The organism is Lacinutrix sp. YIN62, from assembly GCF_057219185.1.
Map to the genome: position 1 here is coordinate 1 of NZ_JBXVVH010000003.1, position 19,375 is coordinate 19,375.

A 19,375-nucleotide genomic window follows, 5' to 3' on the forward strand; every position below is an offset into this window, starting at 1 on the left:
CTTCTGGTTTCATAAATGTGTTAAAGTTAATAAATAAAAAAATCTCGAGGGTGAATTAAACCCCGAGATTTTTAAACTTACACAGTTTATGAGATACTGCCAATAAAATAAAAGAGGACACTATTCTAGCGTCCTCTTTTTTATTTTTATAATACCATAAGGCACCCATTAATTCTATTATCTCTTAAGAAATCACATTACCATCTAACGCCCCTGTGATAAGATTAACAGCAAAATGTTCTTTAGGGATTGTGATATTAAGTCCATTTAGTTTATTTAAATCTTCTGCATATGTTTTTAAAATCGATTTAAAATCAACAACAAACAATAATGGACTCTCATAACTACGGATGTAATATTTCAACTCTTTTGTATTAGAAAGCGTAATCCATTGTGTAAAATCACTCAACTGCTTATCGACCGTACTTTCTGTACTTACACGGCTTGTTCCTCTAGGAATATCTACAGTATTCATTATATGAGCTGCCAAATTAATAGCTGCTTTACCTGTTAATGAAGCATAAGCATAGTTAGTCATCAAAGCTGCTCTTACGTATCGATCTACAGGCGTTGAGCTTCCTGGTAAACCAATAAATCCTGTTCCTTGAGCTTTAGATACTATTGAAAACCTGTTTCCTTTGCGTTCTTCAGGGACATTAACAGGTGATATATGTGTATAATTGTTTAAGTTTTCATGTTGCCAAGGTAATCGAGGATCATTAGTTAATACGCCAACTTTATGGTTATCATAAATATGTAATTCTCCATCTATAAATTCTATTACAATCGCATTCCCTTTACTGTCATTAACAGGGAAATGGAAGAAAAAACCTGAATGCATGTTTACAAAAGGATTTATCACTTTATATCTAGGCAACATATCCTTTACATCTTGACATGTTGCACAGGTACTTAAAAGCCATTCTACCAAAAAAGGATAAGCTATTAAACTATCGGCTTTATCGTCGTATGGTTGATATTCACTTTCATTAAAAGTCATATCACCAGTAACTAGACCTTCACTGTTCATGCCATGTGCTATTAAATTACTTTTTAATGCGCTCATGCCCACGAATGAATATTTCCCAGTCCATTTATGAAATAAAGACTTCTTAATTGGTTTTAGCTCTTCGATATTGTTTTTATCTTGAGTTCCTTTTCTATAAATAAGTCCCTCTTGCTCTAATTGTTGGGTATAATGATATCCTGAAGAACGAAAAAGAACTTTAGAATGCATAAAAACAGCATTCTCCATACTACGTCCCACAATAATACTTTCATCTTTAGCTTTAATTGTTATATTTGTACACATAATTTTTTTATTTAAATTCCTACTCATAAGGCCTTTCGGTTAACGCCTTCCGTATTTACCTTACGGAAAAGGCTGCTTATTAAAATAGATCTACTCTTCTATTTCACTCTTAAGGCTTATATTAATGTTTTTTACGCGATTATAAAATAAGCTTGTTTTTTAGTCAACGGGCACAACTGTTTTGATAATAATTATTTAAAGCCATTTTATAAATCTTATTAGTTAGACAAAAACAGAGTCTATTATTTAATAGTTATAGCCTCTGTTTTAAATTACTATTTATTTTTATGCATTATAAATTCTAACAATGTACCTTGGTGTCCCTCCTTTTCCAGAAGACACTTTTAATTCAATATTAATTTTACCATCTGTGTACACTTTTTTTGTATCTGTTCCTTTATTAGCAACTTCATCAGAGATCGCTTTAGCAGAAATATTATCGCCAATCCTAACGATTCCTTTATTATGACCACTAGCATATGGCACACACATACCAACCCCAAATTTTAAACTACTTTTTCTAGCTTCAAAAACAACTCCAAAATCCACTCCTATAAGTGCTGAATCGGACTTACTACACTCTATCAATGCTACAGAAGCATAGGTTTGTGTTCCTACTGGATCATCATCGTCCCATGGCTCACTAATTACTGCTTTTGCTATTGATTTTGATAATGTTATTCCTTTTCCGTGTTTTGAATGATCATCAACATAATCAAACTCATAAAAGGTTTCATTTACAATTAACATATGTCCATCGGCGGCTTTACTAAAAGGAGGGAAAAAAATTGTTTGACTGCAATTGGCAACATATTTTGAAATCGCTTTGATCACAACAGGAGTTGCCATATTGATTCCTACTTTCATAGCCTTAGTAATTGAGCTCGTAATACCTCCTGATTTTAATGTTTTAAATTGTAGTATATTTGATGACGGTGAAGGCATATTTTCTAGTGTCTCATCGGCATCAACAGTTCCTAATGCTAACGCTTTGTTCATTTGTAAATAAGCTAAAGTGAGTCTTTTATCAGTAGTTGGATCTCCAGAACTTAATGAGGAATCTGAAGATTTATTAGACTGGTATTCTTCTGAGCCGTCTCCCAATCCACTCATAGCTCCAACAATTTCATTTACAATAGCTCTAATCTCTTTTTCTGTTTCGGCATCTCTTAGCAATTGTAATTTTTCTGGTGCGACAGGAAATGGTGCACTTAAGTCTTTTTCGGTTAATGTAATCCCGTGTACATCGAACAATTCTTTTAAAATCATTTCTGTATGTCGCTTTTTAACCGACTCAACTTCTGATGCTTCTTTTATGTTTTTAAAGTTTTCGGCCATTAACGGATAAGCTTCTTCAAATGTGATTTTTTTTGTTGAAATGCCTGTTTCTATACTTTCCATAATTAATAAATTTATAGCTCCCTACTCTTCTGGTTTTTCAGGTTTCACCTCGTTTATTATAGTAGTCTCTAAACTCTACTTTTAAGCTAAAAAACGCGCGTTCTGGTTTCTGAAATAAAAGTACAATAGGATTTAAAAAACGATAAGAAAGATGTAGTGAATAGCAAAACTACTGTTGTGAATAATAATGAAAAGGCTCATCAATTCTATGCCGGTATGGGTCTAAATAAAAACATCTTCCTAAAAAGGAAGATGTTGAGTACTTAAAAGTAAAATCAATTTATTTAAGGATACTAAATGTTTTGATGATCTCTTTATATTTTCCGCTAAAAGTTATTGTATGATCATTATTAAGTATTAACAAATTATCATTTAAAACAATTTTATCTATCGCATTTATATTCACAATATACTTTCGATGGGTTTGTATAAAAATACTTGAATCTAAAAGCTCCCCCATCTTCGCTAAGGATATTTGAATAAAAAAACGTTCCTTTTTAGTAACAATATTGCAATAACGGTTCTCTACCTCTATATAAATAATATCGGTTAAATACACTTTATGTAATGCGTTTTTCTTTTTTATAAAGAGGTAATCATCACTTACTATCGTGCCTTTATTTTCACTAGAGAACACATTAGGTTGTTCATGAAATTTCTCTACAGCCCTTTCTATGGCATACAATAATTCCAATTCGTTAAATGGTTTTAGCAAATAACTAAACGGTTTTGTTAGTTTTGCTCTTTCGAAAATTTGTCGGTCTTTAGAGCTTGTTAAAAACACAAAAGGTTTTAGCGCATTAGGTACTATAGAAATCGTTTCTGCAAAAGTAATGCCGTCTGGATTTCCTTCTAGAAAAACATCAATAATAACAATATCAATTTTAAGCTGATAAAACAATCGTAAAGCGTTTTGATAATTATTTGCGACACCAACAACATTATAATTATTTTCAATAAGTGCCTCTTGAAGCAATATAGCTTCCTCTAGAGTATCTTCTATAATAAGAATATTTATTTTATCCATTTTGAATATCGTTTTGAAGCGTAATTATCATTTTAGTCCCAATACCTTCTGTACTTTCAATATCTAATTTTCCTTTATTTTTAGAAAGCATAGATTTACAAAGTTGCAGCCCTAACCCTGTACCCATACCTTTTTGATTTTTCTTCTTATTAAGTAATACGTGCTCTTTAATTAATGCCGCTCGTGTTTCCTTATCCATCCCTACACCTGTATCTTCTATTACCAAGTATTGGTGTACATCGCTAGCATTACGAGTATAAACAGATATTAGGTCTCCTGATTTCGAGAATTTTATTGCGTTATCAAATAAATTTCGTACAATAATCTTTAATGAATCCAAATCCACTAATACGAATGCTTCTTTAGGAATATTGTTTTGAAAAGATAATCCTTTATTAGCGAACAAAGGTTTATAATTATATTCGACTTGCTGTATTACTGAAAATAAATTAACCGATTCTATATTAAAGTACAATTGATCCGTTTTTAATGTCGCCCAATGCAATAAGTTTTCCAATAAATTATAAGTACTCGTTGCTAGGCTTGCGTTTTTATGAACAATACCATCTAAAACATCGTAATCCCGTTTGGCAATGCCATCAAGTAACTTTTTATTACTATTACGAAAGGCATTTACTGACGATCTTAAATCATGACTCACGATAGAAAACAATTTATCTTTGGTTGCATTTAACTCATTGAGTGCTTCTTTTTGAACTAGAATAACTTTATTAGTCTTACGCTTTTGGTTATAAAAATAGCCTGTCATTCCCAAAAGTAACAACAACAGTATAGAGGACACAATAAATCCATTGCGCTGTGCTGCTTTTGTTTTGTTTTCAGATTCCAACAGCCCTATTTCTTTTTGTTTTTGTTGTACCGCATTTTGTTTTTCGATCTCTGCAATTTCCCACACTTTATTTTGATCGTTTAAGGAATCCTTTAACATTTCATACTCTTTCCTGTAAGCTAAAGCTTTTGCAAAATGCTTCCTATTTTCTTCTACCACAGCCATATTTAATGTCGCATTTTGCTTTAACTCAAAATCATTTGTTTTCTTGGCCAGTAAATATGCTTTTTCAAAATAAGGAATCGCTTTATTATCTTTATATTGCTCATAAAACAGGTTAGCCACATCCATATAAGACCCAATTAACAGTAGTGTATCTTTGTCTTGTTCTTGAATATAGGCACTCTTTAAAAGATACTTTTCGGCCTTTTCAAATTGTGATAAATGAAAAAAACACAATCCTAAATCATGAATGACTGTACTTTCTCTAAAATCTAAATTCTGATGATAAGAAAGCTCTTCTAAGACTTTAAAATAGGCTATAGCCTCATTATATTTATTCTGTTCTAATGCAATTCCACCTAAGTTTCGTGCTATTTTATAATAAAAGGGGAAGTTTTTAGAAACCAAAGCATATTCCTTTTTAGCTTCATTAAACAGTTTTTTCTTCATAAAGGAAAACCCTCTCATATAATGATTGTAATCTAACAACGCTACCGCTAAATTCTTGTGAAACACTTTAGAAGAATACACAATAGTAGAATCCCAATTTTTATCCAAAAAATAGTCTTTAACCTTGGTAAAAGCTATTTCATGTTTATACTTTTTACTAATTTTTTTTAAAGACACCGAAAAGTCTTCTACCGTATTTACAGATTGCGAAAAAACAGGCTTACAAAAATAAAAAGCTATTACAAAAATTGTGAATCTGATTACTGACATTCTAATAACACTCTAAAAGGCCTTTAATTTGTTGTTTGTACTGTAGTTACCGTTCCTCTTGAAGTCTTTGGGTCTATATCCCATAAAAAAGTCTCTACATATTTTATATCCCTTAATTTAATTCCTTTTGAAAACCCATTGGTAAGATTGGTTTTAAATACAACAGTATACGCATTATATGTACTATCTGTAGTTAAATTTTCTTGAATAAGCCTCACTTCCTCTTCATTACAATGTATAAAAAATTGAAGTTGAGGCGTGCCATTGTTACTTATTGTAAATAATTGGTTAACTACTAATTTTGGCGTTTTTAGTGTTGTATTTATAAATACAACTGCAGTAACTGTAATACTATTATTTTCATATTCTGCCTGAGCAAGTGTTGGTAGTGGCTGACTAAAAGCAGGTTTAAATTCTATATATCCTGATTTTGTGATTGAACTAATTTTTGTAACAGGTTGCCCAGGCGGAAAGATAAAGTCGTTGGTTGATTTCATTTGGCTTTGATTTAAACGATTTATATTATTAAATTATTCTCTTATATAAGGAAAAAACCATAAAGACAGAAGTTTTCTTATCTTATAAAATTCGATAGATTATTATTATTTTTACCGTTAAGTTAAGTATTAATTAATTGCCCTATAAATTCTTTTTAATTTTATTTATAAATGGCAACACTCAATTTGCTATCAAACGCAATGCTTAATTAAGTGTGTTCCTTTTAAAAACTAATCATACTCCTTTTATTTACAAGAAAGTAAATTCTGTTAGATGAAGCGCTAAGTATTCTTAGTTTTCTATAAAAAGAGGGGCTGTTTTAGTTGATTTAAAGATTAAGATCTAGGTTTAGCAATGCCTCTATCGTACATTACTATACTTCCTGCTACTGCTACATTTAAACTAAATTCTGATTTAAATTTTACCAAAAAATGAGATTTTTCGATGGCTGCATTAGATAGTCCATGATCTTCTGCTCCCAACAAATAGACACAGCGTCTAGGATGATGAAATTCTTCCAAGGGCAGTGCCTTATCTGTAAGCTCTACACCTACCAATCGTGCGCCTTTAGGCAAGTTACTATAAAAGGCTTCGAAATTATCATAATGAAAATATGGCATAGCTTTTACAGCATTATGAGTATCGCATGCTTGTTTAGCATAGCGATTACCGATAGTAAAAATGAAGCTTGCACCTAAATTTTGTGCCGATCGCCATAACACACCAAGGTTTTCTGGCGTCTTTCCATTTTGGATACCGATACCAAAATATTCATTTTCAAAATTATCGTTCATGTCGCAAAAATAAAAAAATGAGCTTTAAATCCATCATACATTATTTTCAATTCATTCAAAAAACAAAAAAGCCTTTCCAAGTTAATGAAAAGGCTTTTTTCTATAATAAAAAGAATGGTCTAGGCGTCTTGCGCTTCTCCTTCTTCTTTTACTTTATTTTTAAGCGCATCTGTAGCATCGCTTCTCTTAACAGAATCGTACATAATTGGTGTTGCTATAAATAAAGACGAATATGTCCCTACTACTACACCTACAATTAATGCAAACATAAAACCTCTGATAGAGTCGCCTCCAAAAATGAAGATTGCCAACAACACGACTAATGTCGTTAAAGAAGTGTTTAATGTTCGACTCAACGTACTGCTTAATGATTTATCAATAACTTTACTAAAAGGCCACTCAGAATGCTCATTAAAAAATTCACGAATTCTATCAAACACAACCACTGTATCATTTAATGAATACCCGATTACAGTTAATATCGCTGCAATAAAGGCTTGATTAATTTCCATTGAGAATGGCATCATTTTATAGGTTAAAGAAAATACCCCTAAAACGATTAATACATCATGGAAAACGGCTGCAACCGCACCCAAAGAAAATTGCCATCTCTTGAATCGTAATAATATATATAGAAAAACAACTACCAATGATCCTAAAACAGCCCAGAATGACGCCGATTTTATATCATCTGCAATAGTAGGACTCACCTTATAATATTTCATCAATCCTGCATCTTTCTTAGCATTATCGATAAAACTAGCATAATCCATTCCATTTAAATAGGGCTGTAATGCGCTATGTAAGGCTACTCTTATTTCTTCATCTGCTTGTTCTGAAGCTTCTTTTATTCTATACTTAGTTGTAATTTTCAATTGGTTTAATCCTCCAAACGTTTTTGCTTGAGCACTACCAAATACTTCTGGTTTTGCCAAAACATCTGTTATTTCCGCAGCATTAACATCTTGAGCAAAACGAACTTGATATGTTCTTCCTCCTACAAAATCTACCCCTTGATCTAATTTATTAGTAAATAAAGACCCTAAACTTAATAAAATAAACGCTCCAGAAATAACATAAGCTATTTTTCGTTTTTTAAGAAATTCAATATCGATACCTCTAAACAAGTTTTTTGTAATTCCTGTAGAAAAATCTAATTTCCCACCTTTATTTGCATACCAATCGATTAATAATCTAGTAATAAATATTGCTGTAAATAATGAAGTTCCAATACCTATTAGTAATGTTGTAGCAAAACCTTTAATAGGTCCTGTTCCAAAAATAAATAAGATTAAAGCTGTTAAACCCGTTGTAATATTCGCATCTAAAATAGAAGATAATGCATTACTAAATCCGTCTTTAATTGCGGTTAATTGATCTTTACCTTTTGTGATTTCTTCCCTAATACGCTCAAAAATAAGCACGTTAGCATCTACAGACATTCCTATTGTTAAAACGATACCGGCTATTCCTGGTAAAGTTAATACTGCTATTCCAGAAAGGATTCCAAAGATTAATAATATGTTTAATAACATTGCGATGTCTGCAAACAATCCTGCTTTTCCATAGTAAAACACCATCCATAATAATACTAGAGCCAATGCAATTAAAAACGACATTGTTCCACTCTCGATAGCTTCTTGTCCTAATGTTGGTCCGATCTCATCAGATTGAATGATCTCTGCCTTTGCAGGTAATTTACCAGCACGTAATACATTTGCTAAATCAATTGCTTCATTAAGCGTAAAATCTCCAGATATTTGAGAACGTCCTCCTGCTATAGGGCCATTACCTAAACCTGGTGCAGAATACACTACATTATCCAAAACTATAGCAATGTTAGATCCTGCTTTAAAAGCTTTGGTTGTCATTTCTTCCCATACTTTTGCACCTCTAGCGTCCATTTGCATGTTTACGATAACCTTATTTCCTAAATCATAATCTTGTCTTGCGTCATCGATACTTCCACTTAATGGAGGAGTATTATCTCTATTGCCTTTTAACACATATAGCTCTACAAGTTCGCTATCTTTCTTAGGCTTACCGAAAACAAATTTTACATTTTTAAATTGTGCAGGAAGCAATGCTTTTACTTCACGCATTTTTAAAATAGCATTTACCTTTGCGGTATCTACAACATTAAAGCTCCCTATAAAAGGTGCGCCTTGATATGAAAAGCCTTTTATTAAATCAAATAAAGGGTTCACTTCTTTTTTAGTAACATCATCGGCTCCTGTAAGGTCTCCAATAATATCTTCTGCTGTCTCTTCTTCCGCCTTAGTATCTCCTGTTTCTACTACGGTTTCATCCTTAGCATTTTCTGCTTCTTCTTTATTCTTTAACAGTGTATTTACTTCACTAAAATATTGAATAAACTCGGCCCCTTTGTAGGTATCCCAGAATTCTAATTCTGCTGTACTAGTAATTAATTCCTTTGCTCGCTCAACATCTTTAACTCCTGGCAATTCTACTAAAATACGCCCTGAAGTTCCTAAACGTTGAATATTAGGAGAAGCGACACCAAACTGATCTATACGTGTACGAAGTACTTGTAATGCTGATGTAATAGATTCATTTATTTTTCTTGAAATTACTTGTTTAACATCACTATCTGACATTCCAATTTTAATCTCATCTTCTAAAGATCGTGTTGCAAAAATATCTGGAGAAGCTAATGCTTTATCCCCTTTAATTGCCTCAAAAGCAGCATAAAAATCATCAACATAATCGTTTTGACTATTTTCTTGCAATTCATCTGCATCATCCAAAGCTAAATTAAATGTAGGATCTGTAGTATTATTTGCCAAGCCTTTCAAGATATCTTTTACAGACACTTGTAAAATAGCTTCAAGACCTCCTTTAAGGTCTAATCCTAATTTCATTGACTTCGTTTTAACTTCAGCATAAGTATTTCCTAAATACACTTTCGTTGTATCATTAGTCAAAGAGTCTAGGTATTTTACTTCAAAATCACTTACTTTCTTTGTTCTGTCTTTTACTGAAGCATCAAATTTGCTTTCAGCGATTTGGGTTGCCTCACTTTCTATAGCACTATTCTTAAATGAGAAAGAGAGTTGGTAAAGGCTTACCAATCCGAATAAAACTGCAAACAGTTTTATTAATCCTTTGTTTTGCATTTTTCTTTTGTTTATGTTAAACCTTAAAAACAGATGATTGTAGGGATTTCTGTCTGGTTTAACTATTATATTCTGTTATGGTTAATTATAATACATATCGCCTAAAACAAAGGCATATGTAGTTAAGAGAAATTCGTTCTCTAAAGTTATGCATTCTTATTATTAAATGGTCCTGCCCTAACTTCTGGAATATTATGAGAAGTATTATCTTTAGTAATTGTAATATTACTATTTATTTTATAAGCTACTTTTACAAGCTTACTTTTCGTTCTTACATCTATTTTATGAATGTAGGTATATATAGGATTAGAAGCCCTATTATATTCTTGTTTAAGCTCAAAAACACATTTTCCGCTTTGGCTAGACCCAACATCTATTCCATTTTGGATTTCATATACCTTTAGGTCAAATTCATTTGAATTCGAAGAAAAAGGCGATTCATTTTGACTGTTCTTTGCCTTATAAGAACTATATCCAAGTGCTATATATTTCTCTGAAAGCACTTTTTTTATGCTTATAGCATTTATATCACTATAGTATGTGATTTTTAAGCCTCCGTCTTTTAGTTTTTGAACTTGTACATCATTAATTCCTACACTTTGTAACTGTTCCTTAACAATTACAAGTACATTTTGAGTTTCAGCGGAAGAGACCTGTTCATCAGCAAATTGTAATACAATCTGCTGATTGGGTACAGAGACATTCTCTTGATGTACACCCAACAAGGTTAAAATAATAATTAAAGTACTAAAGTACCATTTCGCTTTCATGCGCCAAATATAAAAAAATTAAAGTGGCATTTGCATAGTCTTCAAATAAATATATGTTTAAATTACTGAATATTAAACCCTAACCTCTTATTAGGAACTAAATACCTCCTGTATTTCAATTATATAGAGCATATCTGCTTCTGCTGCGATAAATTAATAAAAAGCATCTAATAAAAAATGCCATCTACGAAAATGTCTTTTAAACTAACCACCCCTTGTTCTGCTAAAAGCAAAACAAGCTGATAAATTATTTTCTCTAAATGGCCTTGAAGACGCTTCCCTCGAAAAGCGTTTATTATATTATGGTCTGGCTTACTTTGTCCGCTGAGCTAGATAAAATGAATATTTTCACGCAAAGCTTGTTCTATCTTGCATGATGAATACAGATTACGCAAATAGGCGTAAATAATAACCTTGTGTAACATTCGTGGATGATAGCATGATGTGCCATCGCCTTTGTAACTTTTTTCTAAAGCACTGATATCAATATGGTCCATAATGGTGTTGACAATGCGAACTGGATGATTAGCTGGAACTAAATCATCATAACTTAGCGGTAAAAGACTTAACGGATCTTGATGGTAAGTCTTAAAACTCACTTTTCTGCTCATTTTTAAAACTATGAAACAACTTAAAAATTTGCAAAAAAAAGACTGCCTTTTTAGACAGCCTCTTTTTATTAAATTTTAATATGGTGATAAATACTATTATTGTCCTTCCATTTTTTCGTAACCCGCTGGTGGAGTCATATCAAATTTATCATCAGACACTTTTTCTTTCTTTATGTCTGTTACCTCTGTTGTTATAAACATATCCATTCCCATTTGATTTACTTTCATTTTCATGTATAATGCAATCCCTTTCAATTTACTTGAAAACATGATTGTTTGCTGAGAAGTTACAGGGTTTATTTTATCGGTAACAAAAAGCTCCATATTCATATCTACACCATCTTTACTCATTGTCATTTTGTATTGTTTACACTCATAGCCTAAAATAGTTTTCGTTTCTGTGCCGTCTTCTATTTTTATACTATTAAGCATTTCTTCTGTAAGTTCAACTTCTTGAAGCATATATTTTTTCCCCATCATTGGGTTATCCATAAGCACCAACATATTTACTTTATCTTTATCTGCCGATATTACTGTAGTAACATCTCCAGACATAGGATTTGACATCTCCGATCTTGATTTTTTATTTTTAAAATAAGTCGTTGTTATCATGTCTCCCATTTTCTCAAACTGCGCTTTCATTTGCTCATTATCACTAGACATGGTTTGTTTAGCTACAATAACACCCTCTGTAAGTTTACTTTGGGCAGAAAGAGATACCGTTAATGATAATGCTAGTAATGCTATTATTTTTTTCATCCTATTTGTTTTTATTAATTTAACACAATAATAAGTCTTTCGTTTAAAAAGACTGTTACATAATTTAGAATTTATTTTTATCGTTTCACACAAAATATTTTCTTTTTTCAAGGCTACGGTACATTATTTCTTAACAAATAATAAACTTAAAAAAGAAAAGCCTCACTAGTTTCGTACTAGTGAGGCTTTTAATTTTATTACATTTTTAGATTACAACTCTAAAAGTCCATTTGTTTTCTTAACGCCTTCTGCACTTTCAGATAAATGTGCTTTTTCGGCATCACTCAATTGTATTTCTACAATTTTCTCTATTCCATTAGCTCCTAAAATCACAGGAACACCAATACATAAATCGTTTAGCCCATATTCTCCTTCCAACAATACTGAACAAGGGTACATTTTCTTTTGGTCGCAAGCAATAGCTTGCACTAATCCTGATACTGCTGCGCCTGGAGCATACCATGCAGAAGTCCCCAACAACTTTGTTAATGTAGCACCTCCAACTTTAGTATCTTCTTTTACTTGATTTAATCTTTCTTCAGATAAAAACTCAGAAACCTTCACACTATTTCTTGTAGCATGAGCGGTTAATGGCACCATCCCTTTGTCACTATGTCCTCCAATAACCATCCCATCTACATCACTAATAGGAGCCTCTAGAGCTTCAGCCAATCTATATTTAAAACGTGCTGAATCTAATGCACCTCCCATACCAATTATTCTATGTTTTGGCAACCCTGTAGTTTTATGCACTAAGTACGTCATGGTATCCATTGGATTACTTACTACAATAATGATTGTGTTTGGCGAGTGCTCTATTAAGCTAGCGGATACCGTTTTTACAATACCTGCATTTATACCAATTAATTCTTCACGCGTCATTCCTGGTTTTCTTGGAATACCAGACGTAATTACACAGATGTCGCTGTTTGCTGTTTTAGTGTAATCATTAGTACTTCCTGTAATTTTAGTATCAAAACCATTTAATGAAGCTGTTTGCATTAAATCCATTGCTTTACCTTCAGCAAAACCTTCTTTAATATCCAATATCACTACTTCTGAAGCAAAGTTTTTAATCGCAATATATTCTGCACAACTTGCGCCTACTGCTCCTGCTCCAACTACTGTTACTTTCATATTATTTCTTTTAATTGTAATTGTTTTTTAATGCTTGTAAAAGTAAGGATTATTTATCAGTTTTAAACTGAAAAGCGCAAGCTTTTACACTCGCGCTTTTAATAGGTTTATCATTTATTTAGTCTCTAAATCCAAACAAACATTTAACTAATATAGGTTCAATTCGAAACCTTAATTAATCCTCATTATTGTATTTCATCATTATTATTTAAGACTTTAAAACTCATAAAACATTTCAATACTAAATTATGCATCAATATTTGCATATACGGCATTCTTTTCTATAAAATCACGTCTTGGTGGCACTTCATCTCCCATTAGCATAGAAAAGATACGATCTGCTTCTGCACCATTATCTATGTGCACTTGACGTAATGTTCTAAATTCTGGATTCATAGTAGTATCCCACAATTGTTCTGCATTCATCTCCCCAAGACCTTTATAACGTTGGATTTTAGAACCATCTCCAAAATCGGCCATAATAGCCGCGCGTTCTTCATCATTCCAGGCGTATTGTTTTTTAGCACCTCGTTTTACCAAATACAATGGCGGTGTCGCAATATAAATATGACCGTTTTCAATCAGTTCTTTCATATAACGGAAAAAGAACGTTAAGATTAAGGTTTCAATGTGACTTCCATCGATATCGGCATCACACATAATAACTATTTTATGATATCGTAATTTTGAAAGATTAAGTGCTTTACTATCTTCTTCGGTTCCAATCGTTACCCCAAGCGCTGTAAAAATATTTTTGATTTCCTCATTTTCAAACACCTTATGTGTCATAGCCTTCTCTACATTCAAAATCTTACCACGCAATGGCAAAATAGCTTGAAAAGCTCTATCACGCCCTTGTTTTGCAGTTCCACCTGCCGAATCTCCCTCGACAAGATATACCTCACATTTTGCAGGGTCTTGCTCAGAACAGTCAGATAATTTCCCAGGCAAGCCCCCAATACTCATAACTGTTTTACGTTGCACCATCTCACGTGCTTTCTGTGCTGCATGTCGCGCTTGGGCTGCAAGTATCACTTTCTGAACTATGGTCTTAGCATCTTCTGGATGCTCCTCTAAATAATCGGTTAACATTTCGGAAACCGCTTGACTTACAGAGGCTGACACTTCCCTATTTCCTAACTTCGTTTTTGTTTGCCCTTCAAACTGCGGCTCCGCTACTTTTACAGAGATAATAGCCGTTAAGCCTTCTCTAAAATCATCCCCAGCGATATCAAATTTCAACTTGTCTAACATTCCAGATCCATCGGCAAACTTCTTAAGTGTATGCGTCAGCCCTCGACGAAATCCCGATAAATGCGTTCCCCCTTCATGGGTATTAATGTTATTCACATAAGAATGTAAATTCTCAGCATATGATGTATTATAAATCATAGCTACTTCTACTGGCACGCCATTTTTCTCTCCTTCAAACGCAATAACGTCTTTCATTAAAGGCTCTCTTGTAGCGTCTAAAAACTGAATAAATTCCTTAAGCCCTTCTTTAGAATGGAATGTTTCCCCTTCAAAGGAACCATCTTCTTTTACCGTTCTTTTATCTATTAAATGCACGGTAATTCCTTTATTCAAGTATGCCAATTCTCGCATTCTACTTGCTAAAGTATCGTAATTATACTCTAAGGTTTGCGTAAATATGGATGCATCTGGTTTAAAAGTAACAATGGTTCCATTTTTTTCTGAATCTCCAATTGCCTTTACAGGATACAAGGGTTTCCCTCGCTCATATTCTTGCTCCCATATTTTTCCGTCTCTATAAACCGTTGCTTTTAAATGGTCTGAAAGTGCATTAACACAACTTACACCAACACCATGCAATCCACCTGATACTTTATAAGAATCTTTATCAAACTTACCACCAGCTCCAATCTTGGTCATGACCACCTCTAAAGCAGAAACACCTTCTTTTTTATGCAAGCCTACAGGAATACCACGACCATCATCTTCCGTAGTAATAGAATTATCTTCGTTTATGGTTACCGTAATATTATTACAATGCCCCGCTAAAGCTTCATCAATAGAGTTATCTACCACTTCATACACTAAATGGTGTAATCCTCTCACACCAACATCTCCAATATACATCGATGGACGCATACGTACATGCTCCATCCCTTCTAGTGCCTGAATACTATCTGCCGAATACTGTGGCTTATTTTCTTCGCTCATAAATATTATAATTTATTAGTATTTATTTCTATCTCTTTCACACACAAAAGGATGCTTAAAAAACATCCTTTTGATACAGAAACAAATATACGACTTAAAAACCTTTACTTAAAGCTTTTTAAGCAATTTACATCATTGTTATTAACAATTATCAATATACCTAAAACCTTCTTAAATCATCTTAAAACCACCTTAAATCATCTTTACTGCTTTTTTAAGCCCTATTTAAAAAACTAAAACACCTAAAATCTCTTTAAATCTAAAATTTGACACTTATTATTTATTAAAAAATTAAAAAACAAACACTTCATAACCTCCAAAAATCACAACAAATACCATCTAAATTTTGAGACAAAAACATCTTAAAAAAACTCATGTTTAATACGCCGAGTCATGCACATTTGCAATAGCCCTTCCTGAAGGCTCATTCATAGTCATAAAAGCCGCGTCCCATTCTAATGCTATTTTTGTACTACAGGCTACACTGGGCTCTTGAGGCACACTACATGCTGCTGCCTCACTCGGAAAATGATCTTCAAAAACACTACGATAGTAAAATTCTTCTTTATTTTGAGGTGTTTGTATAGGAAATCTAAATTTTGCATTTTGCATTTGTTGGTCTGTAACTTTTTTTTCCACTAATGCTTTAAGTGCATCTATCCAACCATAGCCTACACCATCACTAAACTGCTCTTTTTGCCTCCACACAATACTTTCAGGTAACATATCTTCAAATGCCTTACGTAACAACCATTTTTCCATTCGTTCTCCATTAATTAATTTATCATTTGGATTAATTTGCATTGCTACGTCTATAAATTCCTTATCTAAAAAAGGCACCCGCCCTTCAATCCCCCATGCAGCCAAACTTTTATTAGCCCTTAAGCAATCGTACATATGAAGTTTATCTAACTTCCGTACAGTCTCTTCATGAAATGCTTTTGCATTTGGTGCTTTATGAAAATACAGATAGCCACCAAAAATCTCATCGGCACCTTCGCCAGATAACACCATTTTAATCCCCATTGACTTAATTACTCTTGCCATTAAATACATTGGAGTTGCGGATCTAATAGTCGTTATATCGTAAGTTTCAATCTTATAAATCACATCTCTAATAGCATCTAATCCTTCTTGAATTGTAAATTTTATTTCATGATGTACCGTCCCAATATGATCTGCCACCTTTTGAGCAGCTTCTAAATCCGGAGATCCCTCTAACCCTACTGAAAAAGAATGCAATTGTGGCCACCAAGCATCTAACTTATCATTACTTTCTATTCGCTTTTGAGCATACTTCTTTGCTATTGCAGATGTTATAGATGAATCTAACCCTCCAGATAAAAGTACAGCATATGGCACATCACTCATTAATTGCCTATGAACAGCCGCCTCTAAGGCTGCTTTCATTTTCTCTATACTCGTTTTATTTTCCTTTACCGCCTCATATTCAGTCCAATCTCTTTTCCACCATTTCACATATTCTCCGTCTTTACTATACATATAATGTCCTGGAGGAAATAATTCAATTTGCACACAAACATTCTCCAAGGCTTTTAATTCTGATGCCACATAAAACGTTCCTTCTTTATCCCAACCTATATATAATGGAATAATCCCCATATGATCCCGTGCTATAAAGTATTCTTCGTTTTTAGCATCGTAAATGGCAAAGCCAAAAATACCATTCATCTCATCAACAAAATCGGCACCTTTTTCTTGGTATAGCGCTAAAATAACCTCACAATCACTTTGTGTTTGAAACGCGTACTTCCCTTCTAGTTGTTTACGTAAATTTTTATGATTATATATTTCTCCATTCGCCGCTAGGACCAATGTTTTATCCTCATTAAACGAAGGCTGTTTTCCAGACGCTGGATCCACTATAGCTAAACGCTCATGAGCCATAATCGCATTATCATCACAATAAATCCCGGACCAATCTGGTCCCCGGTGACGAATTTGTTTAGACATTTCCAAAATTTGGACTCTAAGGTCTTGAGATTTTTGTTTTAATTCGAAAGCGCATACAATTCCACACATAGTTATTTATTTTAAACATTAAATTATAACACAAATATGATATTGATATATATAATTTAAAACATAAAAACCAATATCAACTACATATTAAAATCAAAATAAGCATATTAAATATAAATCATAATCTACAACTCTTAAAAAGAGCGCCGTAACAATACAAACTGAAAGTTCTCCCTTCTTAGGAAGGAATATTTATATAAATGTTATAATTAGCCCTCTAAATTTTATTTAACAAATACAATCCTTTTTAAAGTAAACGTTCTTAAAAAGTCAATTTCCAGCAAACCAACTGTTAATATTTAGTTAACTCCTGTTTAAAGCAGTAAGTAATAAATTTGCGTTACGACCTTTTTTATTATAATTTAATTTAACACACTACATACAATTATGAAGAAATCAACTTTTTTTACAGCCATCACCTTAGTTTTCATGACTTTTATAAGTCTTAACACCTATGCACAGGAATTCAAGGACCTAGACAAAAGTCCAATGGACGTAGCGTCGTTCCCGTCTAACTACAAAGAATCTAATAAACTTATAAAGGTTGCGTACAGCAGACCGCAATTAAAAAAGAGAGCGCTTAGTGAATTAGCCCCAAACGGAGAGGTTTGGAGAACAGGAGCTAATGAAGCTGCAGAAATCACACTTTATAAGGATATGAAATTAAATGGAAAAATAGTAAAAGCGGGCACTTATTCTTTGTTTAGTATTCCTGGTGATAAAGAATGGACAATCATACTAAGTACTGACCTTAATGTATGGGGTAGCTATTTTTACAATAAGGGGAATGATGTTGCAAGAATTACAGTGCCTACATCTCAAGGAAAAGAAGCTTTAGAAGCTTTTTCTATTGCTTTCGATCAAGCCAAAGATGGTATAAATATGCATATGGGATGGGGAACTCTAAGAGTTGTTGTTCCGTTTAAAGCTTAAAAGTATTTTTACCCACAAAAAAGCCTTTTGTTACGTAATAACAAAAGGCTTTTTTTTATTCATTTAAACAGACTTTTAAGGTATATTTAAATATTTATGCGTTTGTAGAGATACCTTCCATTTCGGATTAGCCATAACATAGTCTACAATTTCTGGAATCATTTTTTCTCGTTTACTCCATTCTGGCTGCATATACAAAATACAATTTTCATTAACCTTGGCAGCCTGTTCTTCGGCAAAACGAAAGTCATCTTTATTATAAATAATAGTTTTTAATTCATTCGCTTTATCATAAACTCCTTGAGTAGGCAATTTCATTTTTTTTGGAGAAAGGCAAATCCAATCCCATACTCCAGAAAGCGCGTAGGCACCTGAAGTTTCAATATGCACCTTTAAGCCTTTTGCTTTTAACTGGCTTGTTAATTCCGTCATATCCCACATTAGCGGCTCCCCTCCTGTAACCACAATAGTATCACTATATTTTACAGCATTACTAACAATTTTTTCTGTCTCTGTAGGAGGATGTAATGAAGCGATCCAACTCTCTTTAACATCACACCAATGACATCCTACATCACACCCACCTATTCTTACAAAATAAGCCGCTGTTCCTTTATGAAAACCCTCGCCTTGAATTGTATAGAACTCTTCCATTAAAGGCAGCATTTTTCCTTTACTCACTAAATCTTGAATTTCTTGCGTCATAGCCTGCAAAGATAGCTATAAAGTTTGAAGTGAGACATTTGAAGACTCATATTTTTAGGTATTAAATGTTATTAGAATTCTCGTCCTTTACCTTAAAGATTACTATTTTTACGGCAAATAACAATTACAATGTGCATACAAAGCAAATCCTTTAGGCATAAATCACAGGAATACATTTCTATAAAGAACTCCTATTTTGCTGTAAACAATTTAATAATAACCCCTTCTTAGATTGTGTGTAAGCTTAACTAGCATTTATAAAAAAGAATTAAATAGCTTTGCCCAATCAAGCCTTGATAAAACGTTCACCCCATCAATTAAAAAACATAAAC

The 19,375-nt window shown here is 32.9% G+C and carries 15 protein-coding genes; 1 reads left to right on the forward strand and 14 read right to left on the reverse strand.

Going from position 1 to position 19,375, the window contains the following annotated elements; all coding sequences use genetic code 11:
* Positions 1–184 precede the first annotated feature (184 nt).
* The 13 genes from AC2D8I_RS02465 to asnB form a co-directional block, all read right to left on the reverse strand.
* A complete protein-coding gene (locus tag AC2D8I_RS02465; protein WP_484704409.1) occupies positions 185–1,312 on the reverse strand; it encodes a linear amide C-N hydrolase in 1,128 nt (375 codons plus the stop codon).
* Positions 1,313–1,597: 285 nt separating this feature from the next.
* Positions 1,598–2,713: a hypothetical protein gene (locus tag AC2D8I_RS02470; RefSeq protein WP_484704410.1), complete on the reverse strand. Its 1,116-nt coding sequence runs from the start codon at positions 2,711–2,713 to the stop codon at positions 1,598–1,600.
* Positions 2,714–2,993: 280 nt separating this feature from the next.
* On the reverse strand, positions 2,994–3,740 hold the full coding sequence (locus AC2D8I_RS02475) for a LytR/AlgR family response regulator transcription factor (RefSeq protein WP_484704411.1): 747 nt from the start codon (positions 3,738–3,740) through the stop codon (positions 2,994–2,996).
* A complete protein-coding gene (locus AC2D8I_RS02480; protein WP_484704412.1) occupies positions 3,733–5,472 on the reverse strand; it encodes a tetratricopeptide repeat-containing sensor histidine kinase in 1,740 nt (579 codons plus the stop codon). Before AC2D8I_RS02480 ends, AC2D8I_RS02475 begins: the two co-directional genes overlap by 8 nt.
* Positions 5,473–5,495: 23 nt before the next feature.
* Positions 5,496–5,969, reverse strand: a complete 474-nt coding sequence (locus AC2D8I_RS02485) for a hypothetical protein (protein ID WP_484704413.1) — start codon at positions 5,967–5,969, stop codon at positions 5,496–5,498.
* Between the two features lie 336 nt (positions 5,970–6,305).
* Positions 6,306–6,764: an RNA methyltransferase gene (locus tag AC2D8I_RS02490; protein WP_484704414.1), complete on the reverse strand. Its 459-nt coding sequence runs from the start codon at positions 6,762–6,764 to the stop codon at positions 6,306–6,308.
* A gap of 119 nt (positions 6,765–6,883) precedes the next feature.
* Positions 6,884–9,901: a protein translocase subunit SecDF gene (gene secDF / locus AC2D8I_RS02495; protein WP_484704415.1), complete on the reverse strand. Its 3,018-nt coding sequence runs from the start codon at positions 9,899–9,901 to the stop codon at positions 6,884–6,886.
* A gap of 146 nt (positions 9,902–10,047) precedes the next feature.
* On the reverse strand, positions 10,048–10,671 hold the full coding sequence (locus AC2D8I_RS02500; RefSeq protein ID WP_484704416.1) for a hypothetical protein: 624 nt from the start codon (positions 10,669–10,671) through the stop codon (positions 10,048–10,050).
* Between the two features lie 329 nt (positions 10,672–11,000).
* Positions 11,001–11,282 carry a transposase gene (locus AC2D8I_RS02505; RefSeq protein ID WP_484704417.1) on the reverse strand — a complete coding sequence of 94 codons (282 nt, stop codon included), beginning with the start codon at positions 11,280–11,282 and terminating at the stop codon, positions 11,001–11,003.
* A gap of 96 nt (positions 11,283–11,378) precedes the next feature.
* Positions 11,379–12,041, reverse strand: a complete 663-nt coding sequence (locus AC2D8I_RS02510) for a hypothetical protein (RefSeq protein ID WP_484704418.1) — start codon at positions 12,039–12,041, stop codon at positions 11,379–11,381.
* Positions 12,042–12,251: 210 nt separating this feature from the next.
* A complete protein-coding gene (mdh, locus tag AC2D8I_RS02515) occupies positions 12,252–13,178 on the reverse strand; it encodes a malate dehydrogenase (RefSeq protein WP_484704419.1) in 927 nt (308 codons plus the stop codon).
* 246 nt (positions 13,179–13,424) lie between these two features.
* Positions 13,425–15,362 (reverse strand): DNA topoisomerase (ATP-hydrolyzing) subunit B, encoded by a 1,938-nt coding sequence (gyrB, locus tag AC2D8I_RS02520; RefSeq protein WP_484704420.1) that lies wholly within the window; start codon positions 15,360–15,362, stop codon positions 13,425–13,427.
* A gap of 378 nt (positions 15,363–15,740) precedes the next feature.
* The gene (gene asnB / locus AC2D8I_RS02525; protein ID WP_484704421.1) at positions 15,741–17,405 is read right to left on the reverse strand and encodes an asparagine synthase B; all 1,665 of its coding nucleotides are present in this window, start codon (positions 17,403–17,405) and stop codon (positions 15,741–15,743) included.
* 387 nt (positions 17,406–17,792) lie between these two features.
* On the opposite strand from asnB, the gene AC2D8I_RS02530 reads away from it, so the two are divergent.
* Positions 17,793–18,338 (forward strand): DUF2911 domain-containing protein, encoded by a 546-nt coding sequence (locus AC2D8I_RS02530; protein WP_484704422.1) that lies wholly within the window; start codon positions 17,793–17,795, stop codon positions 18,336–18,338.
* Between the two features lie 75 nt (positions 18,339–18,413).
* Here AC2D8I_RS02530 and AC2D8I_RS02535 read toward each other — a convergent pair whose 3' ends face one another.
* Positions 18,414–19,043: a 7-carboxy-7-deazaguanine synthase QueE gene (locus tag AC2D8I_RS02535; RefSeq protein WP_484704423.1), complete on the reverse strand. Its 630-nt coding sequence runs from the start codon at positions 19,041–19,043 to the stop codon at positions 18,414–18,416.
* Between the last annotated feature and the right edge of the window lie 332 nt (positions 19,044–19,375).